The sequence below is a fragment of the Flavobacterium tyrosinilyticum genome, from assembly GCF_023656565.1.
GTDB lineage: Bacteria > Bacteroidota > Bacteroidia > Flavobacteriales > Flavobacteriaceae > Flavobacterium > Flavobacterium tyrosinilyticum.
The window spans coordinates 450,361-474,041 of the sequence record NZ_JAMOKG010000001.1; the positions used below are offsets into that span (position 1 = coordinate 450,361).

Annotated in this window: 18 protein-coding genes and 2 tRNA genes; 8 read left to right on the forward strand and 12 right to left on the reverse strand. The window is 34.0% G+C overall.

Translation table 11 applies throughout. The features are described 5' to 3' along the window. Positions 1 to 119: 119 nt before the first annotated feature. From infB to rimP, 3 genes are read right to left on the reverse strand one after another with little or no spacing between them, the layout of a single operon-like run. Positions 120 to 2,996, reverse strand: a complete 2,877-nt coding sequence (gene infB, locus NCC77_RS02015; protein ID WP_250834143.1) for a translation initiation factor IF-2 — start codon at positions 2,994 to 2,996, stop codon at positions 120 to 122. 58 nt (positions 2,997 to 3,054) lie between these two features. Continuing rightward, on the reverse strand, positions 3,055 to 4,308 hold the full coding sequence (gene nusA, locus NCC77_RS02020; protein WP_095927936.1) for a transcription termination factor NusA: 1,254 nt from the start codon (positions 4,306 to 4,308) through the stop codon (positions 3,055 to 3,057). Positions 4,309 to 4,327: 19 nt separating this feature from the next. Then, a complete protein-coding gene (gene rimP / locus NCC77_RS02025; RefSeq protein ID WP_172426838.1) occupies positions 4,328 to 4,792 on the reverse strand; it encodes a ribosome assembly cofactor RimP in 465 nt (154 codons plus the stop codon). A gap of 172 nt (positions 4,793 to 4,964) precedes the next feature. Here rimP and NCC77_RS02030 point away from each other — a divergent pair, with 172 nt between their 5' ends. From NCC77_RS02030 to NCC77_RS02040, 3 genes are all read left to right on the forward strand, one after another. Beyond that, on the forward strand, positions 4,965 to 5,789 hold the full coding sequence (locus NCC77_RS02030; protein ID WP_250834144.1) for a universal stress protein: 825 nt from the start codon (positions 4,965 to 4,967) through the stop codon (positions 5,787 to 5,789). 158 nt (positions 5,790 to 5,947) lie between these two features. Continuing rightward, positions 5,948 to 7,369 carry an aldehyde dehydrogenase family protein gene (locus tag NCC77_RS02035; protein ID WP_250834145.1) on the forward strand — a complete coding sequence of 474 codons (1,422 nt, stop codon included), beginning with the start codon at positions 5,948 to 5,950 and terminating at the stop codon, positions 7,367 to 7,369. Between the two features lie 62 nt (positions 7,370 to 7,431). After that, positions 7,432 to 8,238, forward strand: coding sequence for a helix-turn-helix domain-containing protein (locus NCC77_RS02040; RefSeq protein WP_250834146.1), 807 nt, complete (start codon positions 7,432 to 7,434; stop codon positions 8,236 to 8,238). 99 nt (positions 8,239 to 8,337) lie between these two features. Here NCC77_RS02040 and NCC77_RS02045 read toward each other — a convergent pair. Together NCC77_RS02045 and NCC77_RS02050 are read right to left on the reverse strand one after the other, a co-directional pair. Next, positions 8,338 to 8,408 (reverse strand) — tRNA-Gln (locus NCC77_RS02045). Between the two features lie 109 nt (positions 8,409 to 8,517). After that, positions 8,518 to 8,588 (reverse strand) — tRNA-Gln (locus NCC77_RS02050). A gap of 245 nt (positions 8,589 to 8,833) precedes the next feature. Here NCC77_RS02050 and NCC77_RS02055 point away from each other — a divergent pair. Together NCC77_RS02055 and NCC77_RS02060 are read left to right on the forward strand one after the other, a co-directional pair. Then, the gene (locus tag NCC77_RS02055; RefSeq protein WP_250834147.1) at positions 8,834 to 12,115 is read left to right on the forward strand and encodes a glycosyltransferase family 117 protein; all 3,282 of its coding nucleotides are present in this window, start codon (positions 8,834 to 8,836) and stop codon (positions 12,113 to 12,115) included. Positions 12,116 to 12,212: 97 nt separating this feature from the next. Beyond that, positions 12,213 to 12,854, forward strand: coding sequence for a polysaccharide deacetylase family protein (locus NCC77_RS02060; protein WP_250834148.1), 642 nt, complete (start codon positions 12,213 to 12,215; stop codon positions 12,852 to 12,854). 23 nt (positions 12,855 to 12,877) lie between these two features. On the opposite strand, the gene NCC77_RS02065 is transcribed toward NCC77_RS02060, so the two are convergent. The 6 genes from NCC77_RS02065 to NCC77_RS02090 form a co-directional block, all read right to left on the reverse strand. Beyond that, positions 12,878 to 13,180, reverse strand: coding sequence for a thioredoxin family protein (locus NCC77_RS02065; RefSeq protein ID WP_008466807.1), 303 nt, complete (start codon positions 13,178 to 13,180; stop codon positions 12,878 to 12,880). A gap of 73 nt (positions 13,181 to 13,253) precedes the next feature. Further along, positions 13,254 to 14,489: a metallophosphoesterase gene (locus NCC77_RS02070; RefSeq protein ID WP_250834149.1), complete on the reverse strand. Its 1,236-nt coding sequence runs from the start codon at positions 14,487 to 14,489 to the stop codon at positions 13,254 to 13,256. Positions 14,490 to 14,649: 160 nt separating this feature from the next. Continuing rightward, positions 14,650 to 14,850 carry a hypothetical protein gene (locus NCC77_RS02075; protein ID WP_250834150.1) on the reverse strand — a complete coding sequence of 67 codons (201 nt, stop codon included), beginning with the start codon at positions 14,848 to 14,850 and terminating at the stop codon, positions 14,650 to 14,652. Positions 14,851 to 14,954: 104 nt separating this feature from the next. Then, entirely contained in the window at positions 14,955 to 16,283 is a 1,329-nt protein-coding gene (locus NCC77_RS02080) for a sensor histidine kinase (RefSeq protein ID WP_250834151.1), read from the reverse strand. A 10-nt stretch (positions 16,284 to 16,293) separates the two neighbouring features. Beyond that, positions 16,294 to 16,968, reverse strand: a complete 675-nt coding sequence (locus NCC77_RS02085; RefSeq protein ID WP_250834152.1) for a response regulator transcription factor — start codon at positions 16,966 to 16,968, stop codon at positions 16,294 to 16,296. 185 nt (positions 16,969 to 17,153) lie between these two features. After that, positions 17,154 to 17,381 (reverse strand): hypothetical protein, encoded by a 228-nt coding sequence (locus NCC77_RS02090; RefSeq protein ID WP_095927947.1) that lies wholly within the window; start codon positions 17,379 to 17,381, stop codon positions 17,154 to 17,156. A 326-nt stretch (positions 17,382 to 17,707) separates the two neighbouring features. On the opposite strand from NCC77_RS02090, the gene polA reads away from it, so the two are divergent. Next, the gene (gene polA / locus NCC77_RS02095; protein ID WP_250834153.1) at positions 17,708 to 20,548 is read left to right on the forward strand and encodes a DNA polymerase I; all 2,841 of its coding nucleotides are present in this window, start codon (positions 17,708 to 17,710) and stop codon (positions 20,546 to 20,548) included. 124 nt (positions 20,549 to 20,672) lie between these two features. Here the strand turns inward: polA and NCC77_RS02100 are convergent, their stop codons facing one another. Continuing rightward, entirely contained in the window at positions 20,673 to 21,698 is a 1,026-nt protein-coding gene (locus tag NCC77_RS02100) for a LacI family DNA-binding transcriptional regulator (protein WP_250834154.1), read from the reverse strand. A 208-nt stretch (positions 21,699 to 21,906) separates the two neighbouring features. On the opposite strand from NCC77_RS02100, the gene NCC77_RS02105 reads away from it, so the two are divergent. Further along, positions 21,907 to 22,653, forward strand: a complete 747-nt coding sequence (locus NCC77_RS02105) for a ferritin-like domain-containing protein (RefSeq protein WP_250834155.1) — start codon at positions 21,907 to 21,909, stop codon at positions 22,651 to 22,653. Between the two features lie 26 nt (positions 22,654 to 22,679). After that, positions 22,680 to 23,492: a ferritin-like domain-containing protein gene (locus tag NCC77_RS02110; protein WP_250834156.1), complete on the forward strand. Its 813-nt coding sequence runs from the start codon at positions 22,680 to 22,682 to the stop codon at positions 23,490 to 23,492. Positions 23,493 to 23,681 lie beyond the last annotated feature (189 nt).

Below are 23,681 nucleotides of genomic sequence, written 5' to 3' on the forward strand. Positions count from 1 at the left end.
ACTTGAATAAACTAAAATACACATTTATCTCAAATTATTACGAATCAATTTCGGCTCAAAATTTCACAAATAAAAAAAGTCCCAATTCGCATTGGGACTTTTAATTATATAATTGAATATTATTTCAATTTCTTTTTGATTGCTACTTCATGGTAAGCTTCGATAACATCATTAATTTCGATATCATTAAATCCTTTTATCTGGATACCACAATCGTAACCTTTAGTTACTTCTTTCACATCGTCTTTGAAACGTTTCAAGGCAACTAACTCACCTGTATGAACCACAACTCCATCTCTAATAACTCTAATTTTAGAAGTTCTTAAGATTTTACCATCTGTCACCATACATCCAGCGATCGAACCAACTTTAGAAATTTTGAAAATCTCACGAATTTCAGCATTTCCTAAAATTTCTTCTTTCATCTCTGGAGCAAGCATTCCTTCCATCGCATCTTTCAAGTCATCGATAGCAGCATAGATAATAGAATAGTAACGGATATCGATTTCTTCCTTATCAGCAAGCTGTCTCGCATTTCCAGCAGGACGAACGTTAAATCCGATAATGATTGCATCTGATGCAGAAGCCAAGTTAACATCGGTTTCTGTAATTGCACCAACACCTTTATGGATAATATTGATCTGAACTTCTTCTGTAGAAAGTTTAGAGAACGAATCTGATAATGCCTCAACAGAACCATCCACGTCTCCTTTAAGAATCACGTTCAATTCTTTAAACTGACCAAGAGCAATACGACGTCCAATTTCGTCAAGTGTAATATGTCTTTGAGTACGAACAGATTGTTCACGCATTAATTGAGAACGTTTAGATGCAATTTGTTTTGCTTCTTTTTCATCTTCAAATACATTAAACTTATCACCCGCCGTTGGAGCTCCATCTAAACCTAAAACAGATACTGGAGTCGAAGGACCTGCACTTAAAATAGTATGCCCTCTTTCATCATGCATTGCTTTAACTTTACCATGGTGTTTACCAGCAAGCATATAATCTCCAATTTTCAAAGTACCTTGTTGTACTAAAATCGTAGACACATATCCTTTTCCTTTATCCAAGAAAGCCTCAACAACAGTTCCTTGAGCTGCTTTATTTGGATTTGCTTTTAGATCTAAAATCTCAGCTTCCAATAAAACTTTTTCTAATAATTCTTTAACACCTGTTCCGACTTTTGCAGAAATATCATGTGACTGAATTTTTCCACCCCAATCTTCAACAAGTAAATTCATACCAGCCAAACGCTCTTTAATTTTTTCAACATTAGCATTTGGTTTATCAATTTTATTGATTGCAAATATAATTGGCACTCCCGCAGCCTGCGCGTGAGAAATTGCCTCTTTTGTTTGTGGCATGATATCATCATCCGCCGCCACTACGATAATAGCAATATCGGTAACCTGAGCTCCACGCGCACGCATCGCGGTAAACGCCTCGTGACCTGGAGTATCTAAGAATGCAATTTTTTGTCCATTATCCAAAGTAACTCCATATGCCCCAATGTGCTGTGTAATACCTCCAGACTCACCAGCGATAACATTCTCTTTACGGATATAATCCAGTAAAGATGTTTTACCGTGGTCAACGTGACCCATTACTGTCACAATTGGCGCTCGTGTTACTAAATCTTCTTCTCTATCTTCTACAACCTCGATTGCTTCTTCAATATCTACCGTAATAAACTCAACATCATAACCAAATTCATCTGCTACAATAGTTAATGTTTCAGCATCTAGACGCTGGTTCATGGTTACCATGATACCAAGAGACATACAAGTTCCAATTACTTTAGTAATCGGCACATCCATCATGATAGCAATTTCACCTACAGTAACGAACTCTGTAACTTTAATCGTTTTACTTCCTTCGTCAAGAGCTCTTTGCTCATCATCAGATTTCTGACGGTGCGTTTCTCTTTTATCTCTTCTATATTTTGCCGCTTTAGATTTTCCTCCTTTACCTTGAAGTTTTTCAAGAGTTTCTCTAATTTGGTTTTTTACTTCTTCTTCAGTAGGCTCAACTTTTGCTACAATTGCAGGACGATTTCCTTTTACAAAACCTGGTCTCTGACTTCTGTTAGCATTAAATCCTCCTCCACTATTTTGAGCTGGTTTATTATTCGGATTTGGCGTTCCACCTGCATTACCTGTAGCAGGCTTTGGCGCACCAGGCGTACCCGGTTTTGGACCAATTCTTTTACGCTTATTTTTATTATTTGCGTTGTTATTATTACCAACACCAGGAGCTCCAGGTTTATTCTGAGCCGCTTTAGGATCTTCTTTCTTCTTCTTAGGCTTATTAAATTGAGATAAATCAATTGTCTGACCTGTAAGAGTTGTTCCTGTAAGTTTTTGGTATTGAGTAGTAATAGTTTCCTCTGAAGTTGTTGGATCAGTAGACACGATTGGCTCCTGAGCAACTTTAGATTCTGCCTTAACTTCTTTTTTCTCAGTAATAATAGGTTCTTCTTTTTTTGTTTCAGAAACAGGAGTTGAAACAACTGGTTCAGATTTTACTGTTTCATTTTGAACAGGTTTTTCTGGTTGCACAGGTGCAACAACAGCTTTTGGCTCTTCAGCCTTAACCGTTTCCTCAGAAGGAGTAATCGCAGGTTTTTTTGGATTCAAGTCAATTTTACCCACTTGTACAGGTCCCGAAACAATTGCTCTCGCTTTAATTATTTCTTGCTGTTTTTGACGCTCTTCTTCTTGTCTGCGTTTGTCTTCAATTTCTTTCTCACGCTCTACACGTAATGCTTCTTTTTCTTTTCTTTTTTCTTCTCCAACCTCTTTAGAAGCCTCCTTGTTCCCCTTATCGCCCGCAAATTGGCTTTGAAGGATATTAAATTCGCTATCAGAAATTTTTGCATTTGGATTTGCATCAATAGCAATTCCTTTATCTTTTAGATAATCTACAGCTCTTTCTAACGAAATATTTAATTCCCTTAAAACCTTGTTTATTCTTATTACTCTCTCTTCAGACATATAACCTTTTTATTATTACCTTTTTCGTTGTGTTGTTAGAGCAGATCTAAGCCATTGCTTAATTATCAAACTCTTCTTTTAGTATCTTCATAACATCTAGAATCGTTTCCTCTTCTAAGTCTGTTCTTCTTACTAAATCTTCTACGTCGTGTTTCAAGATACTTTTTGCTGTATCCAAACCGATCTTTGCAAACTCTTCAATTACCCACTCTTCGATCTCATCTGAAAACTCTGTTAATTCAACATCGTCTTCATCTGCAACAGTACCGGCAACGTCTCCTTCACGAATAACATCTAGCTCATAACCTGTCAATTGACCTGCTAATTTGATATTGTGACCACCTCTACCAATTGCTTTAGAAACCTCTTCTAGTTTCAAGAACACTTCAGCTCTTTTGTTATCTTCATCAATTTTGATAGAAGAAACTTTAGCAGGGCTTAAAGCTCTTGTAATAAATAATTGAATATTGTTTGTATAATTGATTACATCAATATTTTCATTTCCTAATTCGCGAACAATTCCGTGAATACGAGAACCTTTCATTCCCACACAAGCCCCAACTGGATCAATTCTATCATCATAAGAATCAACAGCTACTTTTGCTTTTTCACCAGGAATACGAACTACATTTTTAACTGTAATTAATCCGTCGAAAACTTCTGGAATTTCTTGTTCAAATAATTTTTCTAAAAACTTCTCTGAAGTTCTAGACATAATAATCTGAGGTTTGTTTCCTTTTAATTCAACGCTTTCAATAATTCCACGCACATTATCTCCTTTACGGAAGAAATCTGACGGAATTTGTTTTTCTTTTGGAAGTACAATTTCATTTCCTTCGTCATCCACTAAGATCACTACTCTTGGACGTACGTGATGTACTTCGGCTGTATAAATATCACCGATAATATCTTTAAATTGCTTATAAAGATTTGTATTATCGTGTTCGTGAATTTTAGATATTAAATTCTGACGAAGCGCTAAGATAGCTCTTCTTCCTAAATCAATCAATTTTACTTCTTCAGAAACTTCTTCACCAATTTCAAAATCCGCTTCAATTTTTCTTGCTTCAGTCAATGTAATTTCTTCATTTTCAAAATCAAGATCCTCATCAGCAACAATTACTCTTCTTCTCCAAATTTCCATATCCCCTTTATCAGGATTTATAATGATATCAAAATTTTCATCTGACCCGTATTTTTTCTTTAATGCATTTCTAAATACGTCCTCTAAAATTGCCATAAGCGTTACACGATCAATAAGTTTATTATCTTTAAACTCTGAGAATGAATCGATTAATGCTAAATTTTCCATGCGAATTTTTTAATTAAAATTAAAATGTTACCGTAACAACTGCCTCTTTAATTTCTGTATAAGGTATTTGTTGCTCTTTTTGAACTGTTTCTTTTCCTTTTCCTACTTTTTTCGGTTCTCTTGCTTTCCAAGACAAAATTATAAAAACATCATTAGCTTCTACTAATTCTGCCTCTATTTTTTCCGTATTTGTGGTAACAATCAACGTTCTACCAACATTTTTCTTGTATTGTCTTACCATTTTTAATGGCGTTCCTACTCCAACTGATGCTACTTCAAGAGAAAAATCTTGCTCTTCACGATCTAGATTATTCTCGATTGCACGACTAATGTCGATACAGTCTTGCAACGCCACTCCATTATCACCGTCTAAACCAACACTAATTTTAAAAGAATCCGAAACTGCCAAATCAACCAAAAAGACTGATGGTTTTTCCAGAAGAGCTTCTGTAATTAATCCGTTTACTTTTTCTTTAAATGTCATAATTTTATAAAAAGAGGGGACACTTAGTCCCCTCATTATTTAGATTTTAATAAATAACAGTGCAAATATAGTGTTTTTTTTATAAATCAAATAAATTGATTGCTCTAAAATAATTCCGTATCTTTATAATAGCATTAAAAACACAGAATTATTCATATTTAACCCTCAAATCATGAAACGAATTTTAGTACCTACCGACTTCTCCGAACACGCAGAAGACGCTTTAAGAGTTGCCTCCCAAATCGCAAAAAAGAACAATTCTGAAATCATTCTACTCCATATGCTTGAATTGCCCCAGCAATCAAATGATGCAATAGTAGGCGGAACAAGCATTCCTGAAACGATGCTTTTTATGAAGAAAGCAAACGAAACACTAGATGAAGTCGCTTCAAAAGAATATCTCGAAGGAATACCGGTGACTGAAATTGTAAAAATGGACAAACCTATACATGGAATAACACAGATAAGCAAAGATTATGATGTCGACTTAATAATCATGGGATCTCATGGATCTTCTGGCGTTGAAGAATTATTAATAGGTTCTAATACAGAAAAAGTAGTTAGAAATTCAGAAATCCCTGTTTTGGTCATCAAGAAAAACATTCCAAATTTTAATGCCCAAAACATTGTTTTCGCTTCTGATTTTTCTGAAGAAGCAAAAAAACCATTTGAAAAACTTTTAAATTTCACGAAACTATTTGATTCAAAATTACACTTAGTCACCATTTGTACACCTAACAGCTTTAAACCAACCCATGTTAGCGAAAAAGCAATGAGCGATTTTGTAACAGAATTCGATATTACCAATTATACAACCCAAATTTACAACGACACCAATATCGAAAAAGGAATTATTAATTTCTCTAACAGAATAGATGCTGATGTAATTGGAATGTGCACGCATGGAAGAACAGGTTTTGCACATTTCTTCAACGGAAGCATAAGCGAAGGCTTAGTTAATCACGCCGTAAAACCTGTTATAACATTAAAAATCTAACATAAATATCTTTCCCTTTTAAAAGCTTCTCCGACGAGAAGCTTTTTTTCTGTAAAAAAACGAGCTTTTCAACAAAGTTTAAATGAGCTTTTCAACAAAACGGCAAACCCATTCAATGCAGAATTTTGTCAAATAAAAATTCATTAAAAAGCAACAAAATGAAAACAATAGACAAAATTTACATTAACGGAGAATTTATCACCCCACAAGGAACAGAATATTTTGACCTTATTAGCCCTACAACAAACAAAAATCTAGGAAAAGTACTTTTAGGAAACACAGAAGATACCAAAAAAGCAATTGAAGCTGCTCAAAATGCTTTCAAAACTTTTTCAAAAACAACAACCTCCGAAAGAATCCAATATCTCAAAAACATTAAATCTTCTATTGAAAAAAGAAAAGATGATTTTATAAATGTAATGATAGAAGAATACGGAGGAACATTTCAATTTGCAAGCGTAAGCTATGAATACATGTTAAAAGGTTTTGATTCTGCAATTAACCTTCTTAATTCATACAATTTTATCAAAACAATGGGAGAATCTGAGGTTCAAATGGCTCCAATTGGCGTTGTGGGAATTATAATTCCATGGAACTCAAGCAACGGATTTATTTGCAGCAAACTTTCTACCGCAATTGCAGCGGGATGTACAACCGTAATTAAACCAAGCGAGATGAGTGCGCAGCAAACACAACTAATCACCGAATGCATTCACGAAGCAAATCTTCCAAAAGGTGTTTTCAATATTGTAAATGGACTAGGAGAAGTTGTTGGCGCTGAAATAAGCAGAAATCCAAATATTGCCAAAATATCATTTACAGGCTCTACAAACGTTGGGAAAATAATCGCAAAAGAAGCTGTCAATACCATGAAAAGAGTCACTCTCGAGCTTGGCGGAAAATCCCCAAACATCATTCTAGACGATGCCGATTTCTCGAAAGCCATTCCGCTTGCCATTGGCGCCGCTTTTATGAATAGCGGACAAGCTTGTATTGCAGGAACGAGATTACTGATTCCAGAAAACAAACTAGAAGAAACAAAACTTTTAATTAAAGAAACCATTTCACACCTTATAGTTGGCGATCCTAAAAATCCAAATACCGCAGTCGGACCAATGGTTAGCACAAAACAATTCAATCGTGTTCAAGATTATATTCAAACAGGAATTAATGAAGGAGCAGAAATATTGACTGGCGGACTTGGAAAACCACAGGGATTAGAAAATGGAAATTTTGTTAAACCAACAGTCTTTATTAAAGTAAATAATCAGATGCGAATTGCAAGAGAAGAAATATTCGGACCCGTTTTATCTGTCATTACCTATAAAACAGAAGAAGAAGCTATTGAAATCGCCAACGACACCACTTACGGATTACAAGCTTATGTAAGTTCGTCAGATTCAAAAAGAGCCCATAATGTCGCTTCGCAAATTAATGCCGGCCGTGTTCAAATAAACGGAATCAGCCATGACCCAATGGCTCCTTTCGGCGGATTTAAACAATCTGGAATTGGGCGCGAATTTGGAATACTTGGTCTAGAAGCTTATTTGGAACCAAGAGCACTAATTCAACAAAAATAATCTTGACTAATCTGGAAATCTTCTAGCCAAAGATTTCCAGATCTTTTAGTATTTTTACAATCATGAGCATTAAACTAAACACAAAGCCTAAAATTCTTTACTCGTGCTATTACTCACGCAGTCGCGAGGGAGAGCATTTTATTCCCGAACACGTTTTCAGCTATCAGATTTCTGGCGAAATGATTGCTTCAGACAGCAAAAACACCTTTCATTCTAAACCAGGAGATTTCCGCTTTAGCAGAAGAAATCATTTAGCAAAATTTACTAAAATTCCGCCAGAAGGAGGAGAATTCAAAACTATTTCCCTTTTTCTTGATCAGGAAATTTTAAGAGAAGTCAGCAAAGAATACAATTTAAAATCTGACAAAAAAGCCGATACAGAAGCTATGTTCTCATTAGCTCCTAACCCACTCTATAAATCGTTCATGGAATCACTGTTGTCTTATCTTGAAGTCGAAGAAGAGAACAACGAAACTTTATTCAACTTAAAAATAAAGGAAGCTATTCATCTTTTATTAAAAGTAAATCCAGAATTAAAAGATATTTTATTCGATTTTAATGAGCCCGGAAAAATTGACCTGGAAGCATTTATGAATAAAAACTTCCACTTTAATGTTCAAATGCAACGATTTGCTTATCTAACCGGAAGAAGCTTAGCTACATTTAAAAGAGATTTTCAAAAAGTATTTGAGCAAACACCAGGAAAATGGCTATTGAACAAAAGACTTCAAGAAGCTTATTATTTAATCAGCCAAGGAAATCCGCCATCTGAAGTATACATTGGTGTTGGCTTTGAAGATCTTTCGCATTTTTCATTTTCATTTAAAAAGAAATTCGGAATAGTTCCTTCTTCTTTAAATCACAAATAAAAACATCGAAGTAATTAAAAATCAATATTCAAGCAAAGCAAACACCGATCTAAAATTTACAGCATAAAAAAAGCCTCTCATTTCTGAGAGGCTTTTCTGTTGGTCTACTAGGACTCGAACCTAGAAAGACGGCACCAAAAACCGTAGTGTTACCATTACACCATAGACCAGCAGTGCGGTTAAGCGGGTGCAAAATTAAAACTTTATTTAATTTATGCAAATTTTAAACAAAACTTTTTTAAATAAAAAAAAGCCTCTCATTTCTGAGAGGCTTTTCTGTTGGTCTACTAGGACTCGAACCTAGAAAGACGGCACCAAAAACCGTAGTGTTACCATTACACCATAGACCAGCAGTGCTATTAGCGAGTGCAAATTTAAGTCTTTATTTAGTTTGTGCAAACTTTTTGATAAAAAAAAATCATTTTTTTTGATTTTTTTTACATTAAAACCTGCGCCAACACCAAAACCACCTCATAGCCAATACATTACTTTTCACTTAAGCTTTTGTAGAATTTTTTGTTAATGCTCGTTTCTTTAAGTAAAAAAACATTTTCTTTGTAGGATAGAAAAACATTCAAATTTTTAACACCTAAATATGGCACAATTCAATTTCAATAAATGGAATACAATTATTGGTTGGTTTGCATTTGCAATCGCTTTAATAACTTATACATTAACAGTAGAACCTACAATGAGCTTTTGGGATTGCGGAGAATATATTGCTACCGCAGCTAAACTTGAAGTAGGTCACCCACCGGGAGCTCCACTTTTCCAGATGATGGGTGCATTTTTTGCAATGTTTGCAATAGATGCTCAACATGTAGCTCTAATGGTCAACATGATGTCTGTTTTCTCTAGCGCATTTACCATATTATTTATGTTCTGGTCATCTTCTATGATTTTGAAAAAGATTGTGGCTCGTTTTACAGAAATTGACCAAAATAATTCGATTGTTATTTTAGGAAGCTCTTTTGTTGGAGCTTTGGCTTATACGTTTTCTGATAGTTTTTGGTTTAACGCAGTAGAAGCCGAAGTTTATGCAATGGCATCTTTATTAATCGCATTGCTTTTCTGGCTTGGTTTACGTTGGGAGCAAGACATGGACAAACCAAAAGGAAACAAATGGCTTTTAATTATTTCTTTGGTTATTGGTCTTTCGTTTGGAGTTCACTTCATGGCTCTTTTGACTATTCCTTCTATTGGATTCTTATATTATTTCAAACACTACGAAAAAGTTACCATAAAAAACTTCCTTATTGCCAATGTAGTTGTTATCGGAATCTTGTTATTTATTTTTAAATTACTTCTTCCATTGACTATGGCATTTTTCGGAAAAACCGAAATCTTCATGGTGAATAGCATGGGACTTCCATTCAATTCAGGGACTATCTTTGTTGCATTAGTATTTATTGCGTTTTTCTATTTTGGATTAAAATACACGAGACAAAAAGGTTTGATATTCTATAACACTATTATATTATGTGTTTTATTCATCCTGATTGGTTTCTCAACTTGGTTAATGCTTCCTGTTCGTGCAAATGCGAATACTGTTATTAACGAAAACAAACCATCAGATGCTACTGAGGTTTTAGCTTATTACAATCGTGAGCAATATGGTGTAAATCCTTTGTTTTACGGACCTCAATACACGGAACTTTTTGCTGGACTTGATGCTAAAACTCCTTATTTAGACAAAAAACCAAACTACGAAAGAGATTATAAAACTGGTAAATATATTATTACCAACAATTATAAAAATGCAGAACAAAATTCTGACGACAACCAGAAAGCCATTCTGCCAAGAATGTGGAGCACAGAAACAGGCCACATTCAAAACTATATCAACTTTACAAATCCTCCGAAGTTCCGAATCAATCCTAATTACAATTATGATGAAGATTTGGCAAAATACGGAATCGATGCTAGCCAATTAAGCGAAGATGAATACAATAAAGCTACGGCTCAATTGCGTAATGAAGTTGAAAAAACAGTTTCTGAGTTTAGAAAAGCTTACGCTCAAAAACAAATTGACAACGAAGGTTACGTAAAATTCTTAAGAAGCTACGGCGAGTATTTACTTATCGAAAAACCTTCTACAGCAGACAACTTCAGTTTTATGTTTGAATACCAATTTGGATATATGTACTGGAGATATTTAATGTGGAATTTTGTTGGACGCCAAAACGATGTTCAAGGTAAATACGATAATCTTGACGGAAACTGGATTAGCGGAATCAAAGCTTTAGATTCTGTTCATTTAGGTTCTCAAGACAATTTACCTTCTGATGTATTAAATAACAAAGGGCGTAATGTTTATTATTTCCTTCCGTTTATTTTAGGATTAATTGGTATTATGTACCATGCCAACAAAGACTTGAAGAGTTTCTATGTTCTTCTGGCTTTGTTTTTATTTACAGGAATTGCACTAAAAATATATTTAAATGAAAGACCTTTTGAACCTCGTGAAAGAGATTATGCTCTTGTAGGTTCCTTCTATGTCTTTGCCATCTGGATCGGATTTGGTGTTTATTCACTTTATGAAAGTTTGCAGAAATACTTGGCTCCAAAAATTGCAGGTCCAGTAATTATCGCTGGAAGTTTATTGGCAGCTCCTGTTTTAATGGCTTCTCAAAACTGGGATGATCATGATAGATCTGGAAGATATACAGCAGTTGCTATGGCAAAAGCTTATTTAAGTTCTTGCGATAAAGATGCTATTTTATTTACCATTGGAGACAATGACACCTTCCCTCTTTGGTACGCGCAGGAAATTGAGCATTTTAGAACCGATGTGAAGATTGTAAATACAAGTTTATTTATGACAGATTGGTACATTGATCAAATGAAAGCGAAGTCTTACGAGTCAAATCCGTTGCCAATTTCTTTTGTACATAGCCAATATGTGGGAGATAATTTGGATTACACAGCTTACATCCAGAAAATTGATACACGCTGGAATATTAAAGATTTTATCGACTTCATCAAAAACCCTAAATCGACTGTTGGTTTACAAAACGGACAAACTATCCATTTCTACCCAACAAACAAGATTAGAGTGAATGTTGACAAAAACACTATTATCCAAAATAAAGTAGTTAACCCTAAATATTACGATTCTATTGTTCCTTATTTAGACATTGATATCAAAGGAAGCGCATTATACAAAAACCGTTTAATGATGCTTGATATCTTAGCAAATAACAACTGGAAAAGACCAATCTATTTTAGTGGTGGTGCTTTTGATGATGAAGATTATTTATGGTTAAAAGATTATCTGCAATTGGACGGAATGGTTTATAAATTAGTTCCGGTTAAAAACACTCCTTCTAAAGATGGCGGACCATTAGATATGGGACAAATTGATGCAGATAAAATGTACGATATTGTAATGAAATGGGATTGGGGTAATAGCGAAAGCGAAAAAATCTATCACGATCCTGAAACTAGAAGAAACAGTATTACATACCGTACCAATCTTTCGAGATTAATGAATCAGCTTATTGCTGAAGGGAAAATTGACAAAGCTAAAAATGTAATCAATTTAGCAATGACCAAAATGCCTTTGGACAAATATGGTTATTATTCACTAGTTGAAGCTTTTGGAGACGGCTATTATAAAGTTGGCGAAAAAGCTAAGGCGCAAGATCTTTTAAATAAATTAGTTCAGAAATATAAAGAGAATCTAAACTATTACAGCACATTGCCTCCTTCTGACCAAACTTCTTTAGCAGTAGACATTATTACTGATATTGAACGTTACAGAAGCTTGCTACACGTAATGGATGATAATAAAGACACTGCTTTTTACAACCAGCACAAAACTACGTTTAACACTTATGTAAATGTTTTTGAGCGTTTTGGACGTGAAAAAGAATAAATAATATACGTAAATCTTACTTATTAAAAAAATGCAGCGCTGTTTGATAAATAGCGCTGCATTTTTTAATTTTATACTATTATAATTTTAATTCAAAATGGGCTTCTATTGGGTAAAAACTAACGCATTTATCAAAAAGGTATTTTCTAAATATTGCTGGGATATTCCTAACAACGAAAAGAAAATTTACCTCACTTTTGATGATGGGCCTACTCCAGAAATTACAGACTGGGTTTTATCTGAATTAAAAAAATTTGATGCTAAAGCTACTTTCTTCTGTATCGGAAAAAACATCAAAGCTAATCTGGCTTTGTTTGACAAGTTAATTACCGACGGACATTCAATTGGAAACCATACCATGAATCATGTTAATGGATGGAAAAGCCACACGAATGAATATATTGAAAATGTACAAAACTGCGCCGCTATTTTAGACGAGCAAGAGAAAACCCCTCATCGTTTATTATTCCGTCCTCCTTACGGAAAAATCAAAAAAGCGCAATCTAAAATCCTTAGAAGTTTAGGATATAAAATAGTAATGTGGGATGTTTTAAGTGCCGATTTTGATCAAAGCATTACGCCAGAAAAATGTCTTGAAAACGTAACAAAAAATGTAAAATCAGGTAGCGTAATTGTTTTTCATGACAGTATTAAGGCTTCTCCAAATTTAAGATTTGCCCTGCCTAGAACACTGCATTTTTTAAAAGAAAACGGATATAAGTTTGATATTATTCACTAAATAACATCAATTAAAGAAGTTATTTAGACATTAAATTGTTCCTGAACAATTCCGATAATAGTATTAGCATCAAGCTCTCCAGATTGTCTCCAGATCATTTGTCCTTCTTTGTAAATCATTAAGGTTGGAAGTCCTTTAATACGAAGTGCTTCTGCGAGTTCCTGATTTTTATCTACATCAATTTTGATTACTTTGGCTTTATCGCCAAGCGCAGCCGCTACGTCCTTAATAACAGGATGCATAGAAACCGAAGATTCATTCCAATCTGTGTAAAAATCAATTAACACTGGAACTTGGGCATTTATTAGTTCTCCAAATTTTGACATAAAACCAAAAATTTAAGTTTTTTAAATCTCTTAAAAGAAATAAATATTATACAAATGTAGCATTTTTAACGAATTAAGCGACATTACGGCCTTTTTTTAGTTCAATTACTGTTATTTCAGGCATAATTCCAACTCGTCCTGGATAAGCGTGAAAACCAAATCCGCGGTTAACATAAACGTATTTTCCGACGTTTTCGTACAAACCTGCCCACTGTTTATAAATGTATTGTGCCAAACTCCATTTAAAATAACCTGGAATTTCAATTCCAAACTGCATACCATGGGTATGGCCAGCAAAAGTCAGATGAAAATTCTTTGGATGGTCTTTAATTTCAGCATCCCAATGGCTCGGATCATGGCTCATTAAAACTTTAAAATCGTCTTGATGCACATTTTCTGAAGCTTTATTTAAATCACCTGCTTTTTTAAAATTCACTCCCCAATTCTCTACTCCAATCAAAGCGATTTTATCATTTCCTTTTTGAATATAAGTATGCTCATTCAACATTAATTTAAAACCAATCTGACCATAAAGGTCTTTAATCGCCTTAAAATTTTCGTCTTTTTCTTTTTCAGAAGGCCATGTTACGTATTCGCCATAATCATGATTTCCTAAAACCGCAAACTTACCGTATTTATACTCTTTAATGCGATTAAAAGTTTCCAGCCAAGGATGCATTTCTTTAGCGTGCGTATTTACAATATCTCCTGTAAACAAAATCAAATCTGATTCTTGTGTATTGATCAAATCAATAGCATAATTAATTTTTTCTGGATTATCAAAACTTCCGCTGTGAACATCAGAAATCTGCGTGATTTTAAACCCGTCAAAAGCATCTGGAAGATCTGGAAAAAATATGGTTTGTTTGATTACTTTGAAATTATATTTCCCTTCAAAAATTCCGTAAATAATAGAAAGAAATGGAATTGCAGCCAAACCTAAAGCGATCTGACTTACAAATTTTCTTCTGTCGGGCATCATCTCCTTTCGCGGAGTATTGTAAACAAAATAATTCAGTATACTGGCCCCTACTCTAATAATATCCTCGCCAAACATTATTAATGTCAGTACAATTTTTGGCACATATACGACAAGCATCAAACCTGTAGTAAACATAAATTGCCTAGTCTGACCAACTGATCGGTCTACCTGCGAAAAAGAATAGATAATAAAAATTAAAACCAGCAAGCTTATAACTTGATAGCCAATCAAAACCCAACGTGCTTTGATTAAAGTTCGAAAAGCCTGATAAGAATAGAACTCAATAAATAATAAAAGAGCGCATAGAATTATAAAACGAAAGATCATTTAATTTATAGTTTTAAACAAAGTAACAAAGAATGAAAATTCTATTTCTTTTTATTATAAAAAATTTAACGCTGTTAAAATAAAAAAGCTGAAAGATGGCTCTTTCAGCTTTAACCTACCAACCTTTAAAACTATTTACTCTAAGACCTAAAGTCTTGTTTTATTTTGCTTTTGGAGCTTCTGTTTTTGCAGCTTCTGCTTTTTTCTCCCCTTTAGCTTTTTTGTCTGCTTTCTTTTCTGCTTTTTTATCGTGTTTAGCAGCTTTCACTTCTTTCGTTTGCGTTGGCGCTGGAGTTGTTTGTGCGTTTACCATTGAGAATGTTCCTAAAACTGCTACTGCTAAAATTGCTAATTTTTTCATGACTTTAATTTTTTATGATTGTTTATTTTCATTTTTACAAGTCAAAGATATAATCGCAAAATGAAGACAAAATGAAGAAAAAGTCTTACAGAAAATTTTAACTTTTAATTGGCTTTTTCAAACAACAACGTAAAAGTTGTCCCTTGGCTTAAAGCCGATTTAACTTTGATTTGAATATGATGAAAAGAAGCAATACTTTGTGCAATTGCAAGTCCTAGCCCCTGCCCTTCTTGATCTGAATTAATTCTCGCAAAACGACTAAATATTTTCTCAAGTTGCGATTCGTCCATTCCTATTCCTGAATCTTTTACCGAAATAAAATAATGCTCCTCTACAAAACCGTCTTCTATAATTATTTTTCCTTCGGGCTTATTGTATTTTATAGCATTGGTTACGAGATTATAGATAAGAATATGGACTAAGGTTTTATTTCCTATAAAAACAAAATTATTTTCCATTTCGTTCATAAACTGAATATCTTTATCCTCAATTCGATCCTGAAGATCTTCCTGCAAATCAGCAACAATCTCTCTAAGATTGATTTCTTCATTTGCTTCATATTGATTATTATCTATTCTAGAAATCAACAGTAAATTATTAATGATTTTTTTCAGCATATCTAATGTCTTCAACGAACCTGCAATCTTATCAATTGCATGATCATCCAAAGATTCATTCTGCAACAAGTTTTCAAGTTTGTTTTTAAGCAGTGCAATTGGCGTAAGAAGTTCATGTGAAACATTCGAAATAAACTGTTTTTCCTTTTTAAAAACCTCCGTGATTCTATCCATCATTTGATTTAAAACAAAATCCAATTCTCTAAAATCTCTTGAAGTTGCTTTTATTGGAGTATGATCAAATGTTTCTGGCTCGTTTACACGCCTGATTTTGGTATCGATAATTTTGTAAAATGGCTTTAAAAGATATTCGATATAAAAAGTATCGGCCAAAAAAGTAATCAGAAGAATTACCACAAAAACAATGATAATGAAAAGTTTAATTGCAAAAGTCAGATCATTAACCTCGCTCAAACTACTTCCTATTTCAAGCTGATAATCTTCGCCTTCATATGTAAAATGATGCTGCAGGATTCGATACTCGCTTTCTTCTCCTTCTATTTTTCTATATTCGTTACTGAAAGTTGTTTTTTTCTGATGTGGTTTTATAGAAACTCTGGATAAAACCAAAAATTCACTGTGAAGTGTCGAAAACTCAGAAAAAGCATCGGTTGAATCGTCTGGATTTTCTATAAAATCATTTATTTCTTCCTTATTCAGATGTTCAATAAATTTTTTCTTTTTCTCTAGCAGTGTATTATTAATGTGATGGTACACCACATTTTCTACCAAAATTGGAAGCATTAGCCATAAAACCAAAATGACCAGCAATCTGGTCAAGGCGTTAAAAATAGCTAATTGATGTTTTATTTTCACAAGAATCGATTTATTCGTTTATACGATAACCAACATTTCGAACCGTTTCAAACCAATCTATAGCAGTATGCTTATCCAGTTTTTTTCGAAGGTTACGAACATGCACATCTATAAAATTAGAGTCAGAATTAACTTCTAGAATATCGCCCCAAATATGCTCTGTTAATTGCAATCTGGTAATAACACGATTTTTATTGAGAACCAAATACTGAAAGATATCAAATTCTTTTTTGGTAAGACTAATTGGCTGATCGCTAAAGCTCACCTTATAATCCTGAAGCTGCAATAGAAAACCATGAATGCTTAAATTGTTTAAAGTAAAACCATGAATTCTGCGAACTACGGCAAACATTCTTGCTGCCAATTCTGTCAAAGCAAAAGGTTTGGTCAAATAATCATCAGCACCCAAATGCAGTCCATTTATTCTATCATCCAATTCTCCGCGGGCAGTAAGAACAATTACCGCAATTTTCGATTTTGTTTTTCTAATTGCCTGCAAAACCTCAAAACCATCACCATCGGGCAACCCAAGATCTAAAAGCATAACATCGTAATCATTGCTTCCAAATTCTTCAAGAGCTTCGGCACAATTATTTGCAATTTTGCAAATATATCCTGCGTTACATAAAAAATCGTAGACCTCTACGGCAAGTTCCTTATTATCTTCAACAATTAAAACATTCATAAGCACAACATTTAAGCGCAATTAAAATTAATCAATTATAAAAAATTGAGTAGCATATTATTAAAAAATTAACGAATGAAAAAAGCTGATAAATTTCTTCATCAGCTCCTTCAATCGCATTCTCATAATCATTATTCCTGTTTTGCCTTCGTTACAAAGCTTCGAAAACAAAACGAGAGCAATTTTTATTTTTTAGCCTTTGCTGTTTCTGGTTTTACAGCTTCTGGTTTCGCAGTTTCTGTTTTTGTAGCTTCAGTTTTTACTGATTTTGCTTTTTTATCAGATTTGTGTTTAGGGTGTTTGGTTGCTTTTACTTCTTTAGCTGGAGCTTCTTTTCCATCTTTTGCAGGAAATGCGTGAACCATTGCACTTGTTCCTAAAACTGCTACTAGTAACATTAATAAATTTCTCATGATTTCTAAGATTTAAGAATTAATAACCTTTTATTTTATACCTCAAAATTACCTTCGCAACATGAAGAGAAAATGAAGAAATGCCTGAATAAAAATTTTTAACTTGATATTAACGCTTTGCGGTTTTTTACCATATAAGTTATATAAGTTCACTTGAAACATTCACTACAATAACATTAACGATAAAATAGGAGACGCATTGCGGTGCATCTCTACAGGCGCATCTCAGCTAAAATGAACTTATATAACTTATATGGTAAAAATTTTCTTTTTTGATTAATTTTTGCAATCTCAATTGTTTATTTTTACAGACTAATATTTTTAATATGTCAACTCAAAAACGTCTTTTTCTTCTAGATGCTTATGCACTAATTTTTCGTGGTTATTATGCTTTTATAAAAAACCCGAGAATCAACTCAAAAGGAATGGATACATCTGCAATTATGGGTTTTATGAACTCACTTTTGGATGTTATTAAAAGAGAAAAACCAGATCATTTAGCCGTTGCTTTTGATAAAGGAGGTAGCCACGTAAGAAGCGAAATGTTTGTAGAATATAAAGCCAATCGTGATGCAACACCAGAGGCTATTAAAATTGCCATTCCGTATATTCAGGAATTATTACGAGCAATGCATATTCCTATTATTGAAATCGAGGGCTGCGAAGCCGATGACTTAATTGGAACAATCGCTAAACAAGCAGAAAAACAAAACTACAAAGTCTACATGGTAACTCCAGATAAGGATTTTGCCCAACTAGTTTCTGAAAACATTTTTATGTATAAACCTGCTCGAATGGGTAACGGAATCGAAATCTGGGGTGTTCCTGAGGTTTTGGCAAAATTTGAAATTGAAAGGCCAGAACAAGTAATTGATTTTCTTGGAATGATGGGCGACGCCGTGGATAATATTCCTGGATTGCCTGGAGTTGGTGAAGTTACAGCCAAAAAGTTCCTAAAAGAATTTGGAACAATGGAAAACCTTTTAGAAAACACACATTTACTAAAAGGAAAAATGAAAGAGAACATCGAAGCCAACAAAGAAAAAGGGATTCTTTCTAAAAAATTAGCCGCGATTATTACCGATTGTAATGTTACTTTTAATGAAGAAGATTACGAACTTTCTCGTCCTGATATCGAAAAAACAGATGCTATTTTTCAAGAACTAGAGTTTAGAAGAATGGCAGAACAGTTTGACAATTTATTTAAAAAGGATGGCACTCAAACTGCTGCTCCAGCTTCTGATGCCAAATTATACAAAAAAGCACAGCCTAAAAACGAAGACCAATTTGATCTTTTTGGAGGCGGAAATACGAATGGAGAAAACGCTGAAATCGAAAGAACTTCGTTTTATAATACTTTAGAAAACACCGAGCATTTTTACCAAACCATTCAAGGTGATTTAGGCATTAAAATGCTTTTACAAAATTTACAAAAACAGACTTCGGTTTGTTTTGATACTGAAACCACAGGAATCGATGCTTTGCACGCAGAACTTGTTGGAATGTCTTTCTCTTACGAAAAAGGAAAAGCATTTTATGTTCCGTTTCCAGAAAGTCAGGAAGAAGCAAAAGCTTTAGTAGATAAATTTGTTCCGTTTTTTGAAAATGAAAATATTGAGAAAATCGGACAGAATTTAAAATACGATCTAAAAATCCTTTCTAATTATGGTGTAACTGTAAAAGGAAAACTTTTTGATACGATGATTGCGCATTATCTGATTAATCCGGATATGCGTCATAATATGGATATTTTGGCAGAAACATACTTGAAATATTCACCAAAATCTATTGAAACTTTAATTGGTAAAAAAGGAAAAAACCAGCTTAATATGCGCGATGTTCCTTTAGAAAACATTAAAGAATATGCAGCTGAAGATGCCGATGTTACTTTACAATTAAAAGAAATCTTCACAACCGAATTAGATAAAACCGAAACTAAAAAGTTATTTGACGAAATCGAAATTCCATTAGTAAGCGTATTGGCCGACATGGAAACGGAAGGAATTCGTTTGGATGTAGATTTCTTAAAAGCAATGTCTTCTGAAATGGAAGTCGAAATAAAATCGTTAGAAGAAAAAATATATGAAACTGCTGGAGAGAAATTCAACTTAGCTTCTCCAAAACAATTAGGAGATATTTTATTTGACAAACTAAAAATTGGTGGTGCAAAGCAAAAGAAAACCAAAACGGGACAGTACGCAACTGGCGAAGAAGTTTTGACTTATTTGGCCAATGACAACCCAATTGTAAAACAGATTTTAGATTGGCGTCAGATGGTAAAACTGCAAAGTACTTATATCTTAGCTTTACCAGAACAAGTTGATAAAAAAACGTTACGCGTTCATACCGATTATATGCAGACGGTTGCTGCAACGGGACGTTTGAGCTCTAACAATCCAAACTTGCAGAACATTCCAATTCGTACCGAAAGAGGCCGTCAGATTCGTAAAGCTTTTGTGGCACGTGATGAAAATTACACTTTAATCTCTGCCGATTACTCGCAAATTGAATTAAGAATTATTGCTGCTTTGAGTGGTGAAGAAAATATGATTGCAGCTTTCCAAAACGGAGAAGACATTCACAGAGCAACTGCAGCAAAAGTTTTTGATGTGGCGCTGGAAGAAGTTTCCCGCGAGCAAAGAAGCAATGCCAAAACAGTAAACTTTGGAATCATATACGGTGTTTCTGCTTTTGGTTTGAGTAATCAGACTTCGCTATCAAGAAGCGAAAGCGCTGCATTGATTGATGCTTATTATAAAACGTATCCAAGATTGAAATCATACATTTCTGAGCAAATCGAATTTGCACGAGAAAAAGGATACGTACAAACCATTTTAGGACGTCGCAGATACTTAAAAGATATTAATTCTGCCAATGCCGTTGTGAGAAGTGCCGCTGAACGAAATGCTGTAAATGCTCCAATTCAAGGAAGCGCTGCTGATGTGATTAAAATTGCCATGATCAACATTCATAAAAAACTCCGTGACGAAAACTGGAAATCTAAAATGTTGCTTCAGGTACATGATGAGCTTGTATTCGATGTTCATAACGACGAACTCGAAAAAATCCAGCCGATGATTAAACATGAAATGGAAAATGCATTTAAAATGTCGGTTCCTTTAGAAGTTGAATTAGGAATGGGTAAAGATTGGTTAGAAGCGCATTAATAATTTTAGATTTCAGATTGTTGATTTCAGATATCTAAATAAAAAATCAACCCAATCTTGTCATTTCTGACATAAATATATATATAAAAAAATCCATTCTTTCGAATGGATTTTTTTGTTTTTATTATTTTTTTCGAGTGGATTCTCTTTCTTTCAATTTTGTTTTGATGACGATTGTTTCGTATTCAGAAATTGTTCCTTCTGGCTCTTCCAATCTTTCAATTAATCTTTTTGCAGCAACTTCTCCAATTTCAACTCCATGCTGACTTACAGTAGTCAAACTTGGTGACAAACGTCTTGAAGCCAAAATTCCGTCAGCAAAACCAATGATTGAAATATCTTCTGGGACTCTGTAACCCTTTTTCAAACTTACTCTTAAAGCCGCAACAGAATCATTTTCGTCTAAAGCAAAAATTCCGTCAATTTTATGATCAAAAAGCCCTTCGATTTTAGCTTTCATATCTTCTTCAGAATCGGTACGAAGAATGATTTTTTCATTAACTGGAATATTATTGTCTTTCAAGGCTTTTAAATATCCTTCAGTTCTAAGCTTTCCAACACTAATATTATCTACAGAAGATATCAGAGCAATATTTTTACAACCTAAATTAATTAAATGCTGTGTCGAATTGATAGCCGAATCATAATCATCTACTACTACTTTATCACAATCAACTTCATCAGCAATACGATCAAACATAACGATTGGCGTTCCGTCATTGATTATTTCAGAGAAATGATTGTAATCTTGAAGCTTTTGAGCTTCTTGTGAAACCGACAAAATAAATCCATCTATAGTTCCATTGCTCAGCATTTCCAGCGTATGAACTTCTTTTTCTAGAGATTCATTAGAAATACAGGTAATTACATTATATCCTTTTTTATCGGCAACTTTCTCAATACCGCTAAAAACTTTCGCAAAGAAAGAATTTAAAATATTAGGAATAATTACGCCAATCGTTTTTGTCTTACGATTCTTAAGATTCAAACCAATAACATTCGGCTTATAATTTTTGAGTTTGGCATACTCTTTAATCTTCACCTTGGTTTGTTCACTAATTTCTGGACTGTCATTCAATGCTTTAGACACAGTCGAAACAGAAACTCCCAGTTCCTTCGCAATTTGTTTTAGAGTTGCTTTAGCTTTCATCCAATTGAATTTTATGTAATTAATACAAATATAGTAGAATTACCTAAAATAAAACAAAAACAAGCCATTAGTATTTAAAAATATAAGTCATTTCGAAATAATAATTAATTAAACAGCGATTTTAAAACCGCTCTTACTAAAATTTCGTTAATAACTAAATACCCGTTAACTAAAAACCAATGTTATTAACCTAATAAAAAACTTGATTATGAAAAACGAAGTTAAAATTCATGAAGTTGACCCTTCACTGAATAGTAGAAGGAGCTTTCTTAAGCTCAGCGGATTAACATTAGTCACCACAGGTTTGGTTCTAGCTGGCTGCAGCGACAATGACAATGATAATGATATGCCAGACACCTCATTGCCTGGAATAAGAAATGGTGTTTTTGATTTAGGCTCTGGAGATTTTGGAGTTTTGACTTATGCGTACGCTCTCGAACAACTAGAAGCCGACTTTTATACTAAAGTTGTTAATGCAAGTAGTTTTAATACTGTATTTAGCAGTCTTGAACGTGAAGTTCTAACCGATTTATATCACCATGAAGTGGTTCACAGAGATTTCTTCAAAGCAGCTTTGAATGGAGCACTTCCTGATCCTAGTTCGCAATTACTGCCTTCTTTATCTTTTAATTATGGTTCATTAAATTTCAACAGCCGCACTGAAGTTCTCGCAACTGCAAAAGCACTAGAAGATACTGGCGTTGCTGCTTATAACGGAGCAGGAAAACTAATTAAAACAGCGGACTACTTATTATTGGCCGGAAAAATTGTTTCTGTTGAAGCCAGACACGCTTCAGCAATAAGAAGTTTAATTAATCCGAATTCGAAAGATTTTGCGGGAGATGATATTGTAAATATGTCAACAGGATTAGATGATGCAAAAGATCCATCTAAAATACTGCCAATTGCTGCTGGTTTTATTACCACAAAATTCACAGCTAAATACCTACCTTAATCTTAACCGTCAAAAACTTAGAAATTATGAACATTTTAAAATTTATAGAATCTTTTACTGATGATAATTTGATGAACAGTACTGGTTCTCGAAGAGACAGTTTTGCACAGTTTGGAAATATTGGAAAAGATTTAGCTTTGGCATCAATTCCATTCGGATTGTCGGCTCTTACCAATAAAGCTTTCGCAAAAGACATAACAGCAACTCCAGCAACACCTATTGGAGCTTTGCAATTTGCTTTGACTTTAGAATACCTTGAAAACGAATTTTACGCAATGGCTTTAGATTCTGGCGTAATTCCAGCTTCAGAAAACTCAGGAAGAGACTTAAAAGTATTCCAACAAATTGCAGCACACGAATCTGATCATGTTAAATTTTTAATTGCAGGCTTAGGTGGTACCGCAAGTGCCAACTTCGTCACTAAACCAACTTTTGACTTTACGGTTGGAGGAGCATTTAATCCGTTTGGAGATTACCCAACCTTTTTAGCTTTGGCACAAGCTTTTGAAGATACTGGAGTTCGAGCATATAAAGGACAAGCTGCAAACTTGATAACCACTCCAGATTTATTGACTGCAGCATTGCAGATACATTCTGTCGAAGCGCGCCATGCTTCTGAAGTGAGAAGATTAAGAGGTTTAAAAGGATGGATCTCTAATGCCGAAAGAGGCGCTGGCATGCCAGCAGCAACTCAAGCCGTCTACGATGGCGAAGGTGTAACCGTTCAAGCTGGATTTAATACTGCAGCTGCTTTTGGTGCTGCGGCAGGCTCAGAAGCTTACGATGAGCCACTTACGACACAGCAAGTGGTTGATATTGCCAATATATTTATTGTATAATCACTTTTTTTCATAAATATTTAACCGTCTTTACTTTATTGTAGAGACGGTTTTTTTATTCGCTAATTATTTAAAAAACTGAAGCCCTGATTTTCAGCAGATAAAATATTCTTTCAGGTATTTGGTTTTAAAATAATTAATTGTACTTTTGCATCCCCTTTATTGGGGATGGAATGTTTAATTAAAATA

Coding starts and splice junctions, on each gene's coding strand:
- NCC77_RS02070 (WP_250834149.1), bottom strand. CDS start 14,489: ATGATCTTTCGTTTTATAATTCTATGCGCTCTTTTATTATTTATTGAG.
- infB (WP_250834143.1), bottom strand. CDS start 2,996: ATGTCTGAAGAGAGAGTAATAAGAATAAACAAGGTTTTAAGGGAATTA.
- nusA (WP_095927936.1), bottom strand. CDS start 4,308: ATGGAAAATTTAGCATTAATCGATTCATTCTCAGAGTTTAAAGATAAT.
- rimP (WP_172426838.1), bottom strand. CDS start 4,792: ATGACATTTAAAGAAAAAGTAAACGGATTAATTACAGAAGCTCTTCTG.
- NCC77_RS02105 (WP_250834155.1), top strand. CDS start 21,907: ATGAAAAACGAAGTTAAAATTCATGAAGTTGACCCTTCACTGAATAGT.
- polA (WP_250834153.1), top strand. CDS start 17,708: ATGTCAACTCAAAAACGTCTTTTTCTTCTAGATGCTTATGCACTAATT.
- NCC77_RS02030 (WP_250834144.1), top strand. CDS start 4,965: ATGAAACGAATTTTAGTACCTACCGACTTCTCCGAACACGCAGAAGAC.
- NCC77_RS02055 (WP_250834147.1), top strand. CDS start 8,834: ATGGCACAATTCAATTTCAATAAATGGAATACAATTATTGGTTGGTTT.
- NCC77_RS02040 (WP_250834146.1), top strand. CDS start 7,432: ATGAGCATTAAACTAAACACAAAGCCTAAAATTCTTTACTCGTGCTAT.
- NCC77_RS02075 (WP_250834150.1), bottom strand. CDS start 14,850: ATGAAAAAATTAGCAATTTTAGCAGTAGCAGTTTTAGGAACATTCTCA.
- NCC77_RS02090 (WP_095927947.1), bottom strand. CDS start 17,381: ATGAGAAATTTATTAATGTTACTAGTAGCAGTTTTAGGAACAAGTGCA.
- NCC77_RS02035 (WP_250834145.1), top strand. CDS start 5,948: ATGAAAACAATAGACAAAATTTACATTAACGGAGAATTTATCACCCCA.
- NCC77_RS02100 (WP_250834154.1), bottom strand. CDS start 21,698: ATGAAAGCTAAAGCAACTCTAAAACAAATTGCGAAGGAACTGGGAGTT.
- NCC77_RS02085 (WP_250834152.1), bottom strand. CDS start 16,968: ATGAATGTTTTAATTGTTGAAGATAATAAGGAACTTGCCGTAGAGGTC.
- NCC77_RS02060 (WP_250834148.1), top strand. CDS start 12,213: ATGGGCTTCTATTGGGTAAAAACTAACGCATTTATCAAAAAGGTATTT.
- NCC77_RS02110 (WP_250834156.1), top strand. CDS start 22,680: ATGAACATTTTAAAATTTATAGAATCTTTTACTGATGATAATTTGATG.
- NCC77_RS02065 (WP_008466807.1), bottom strand. CDS start 13,180: ATGTCAAAATTTGGAGAACTAATAAATGCCCAAGTTCCAGTGTTAATT.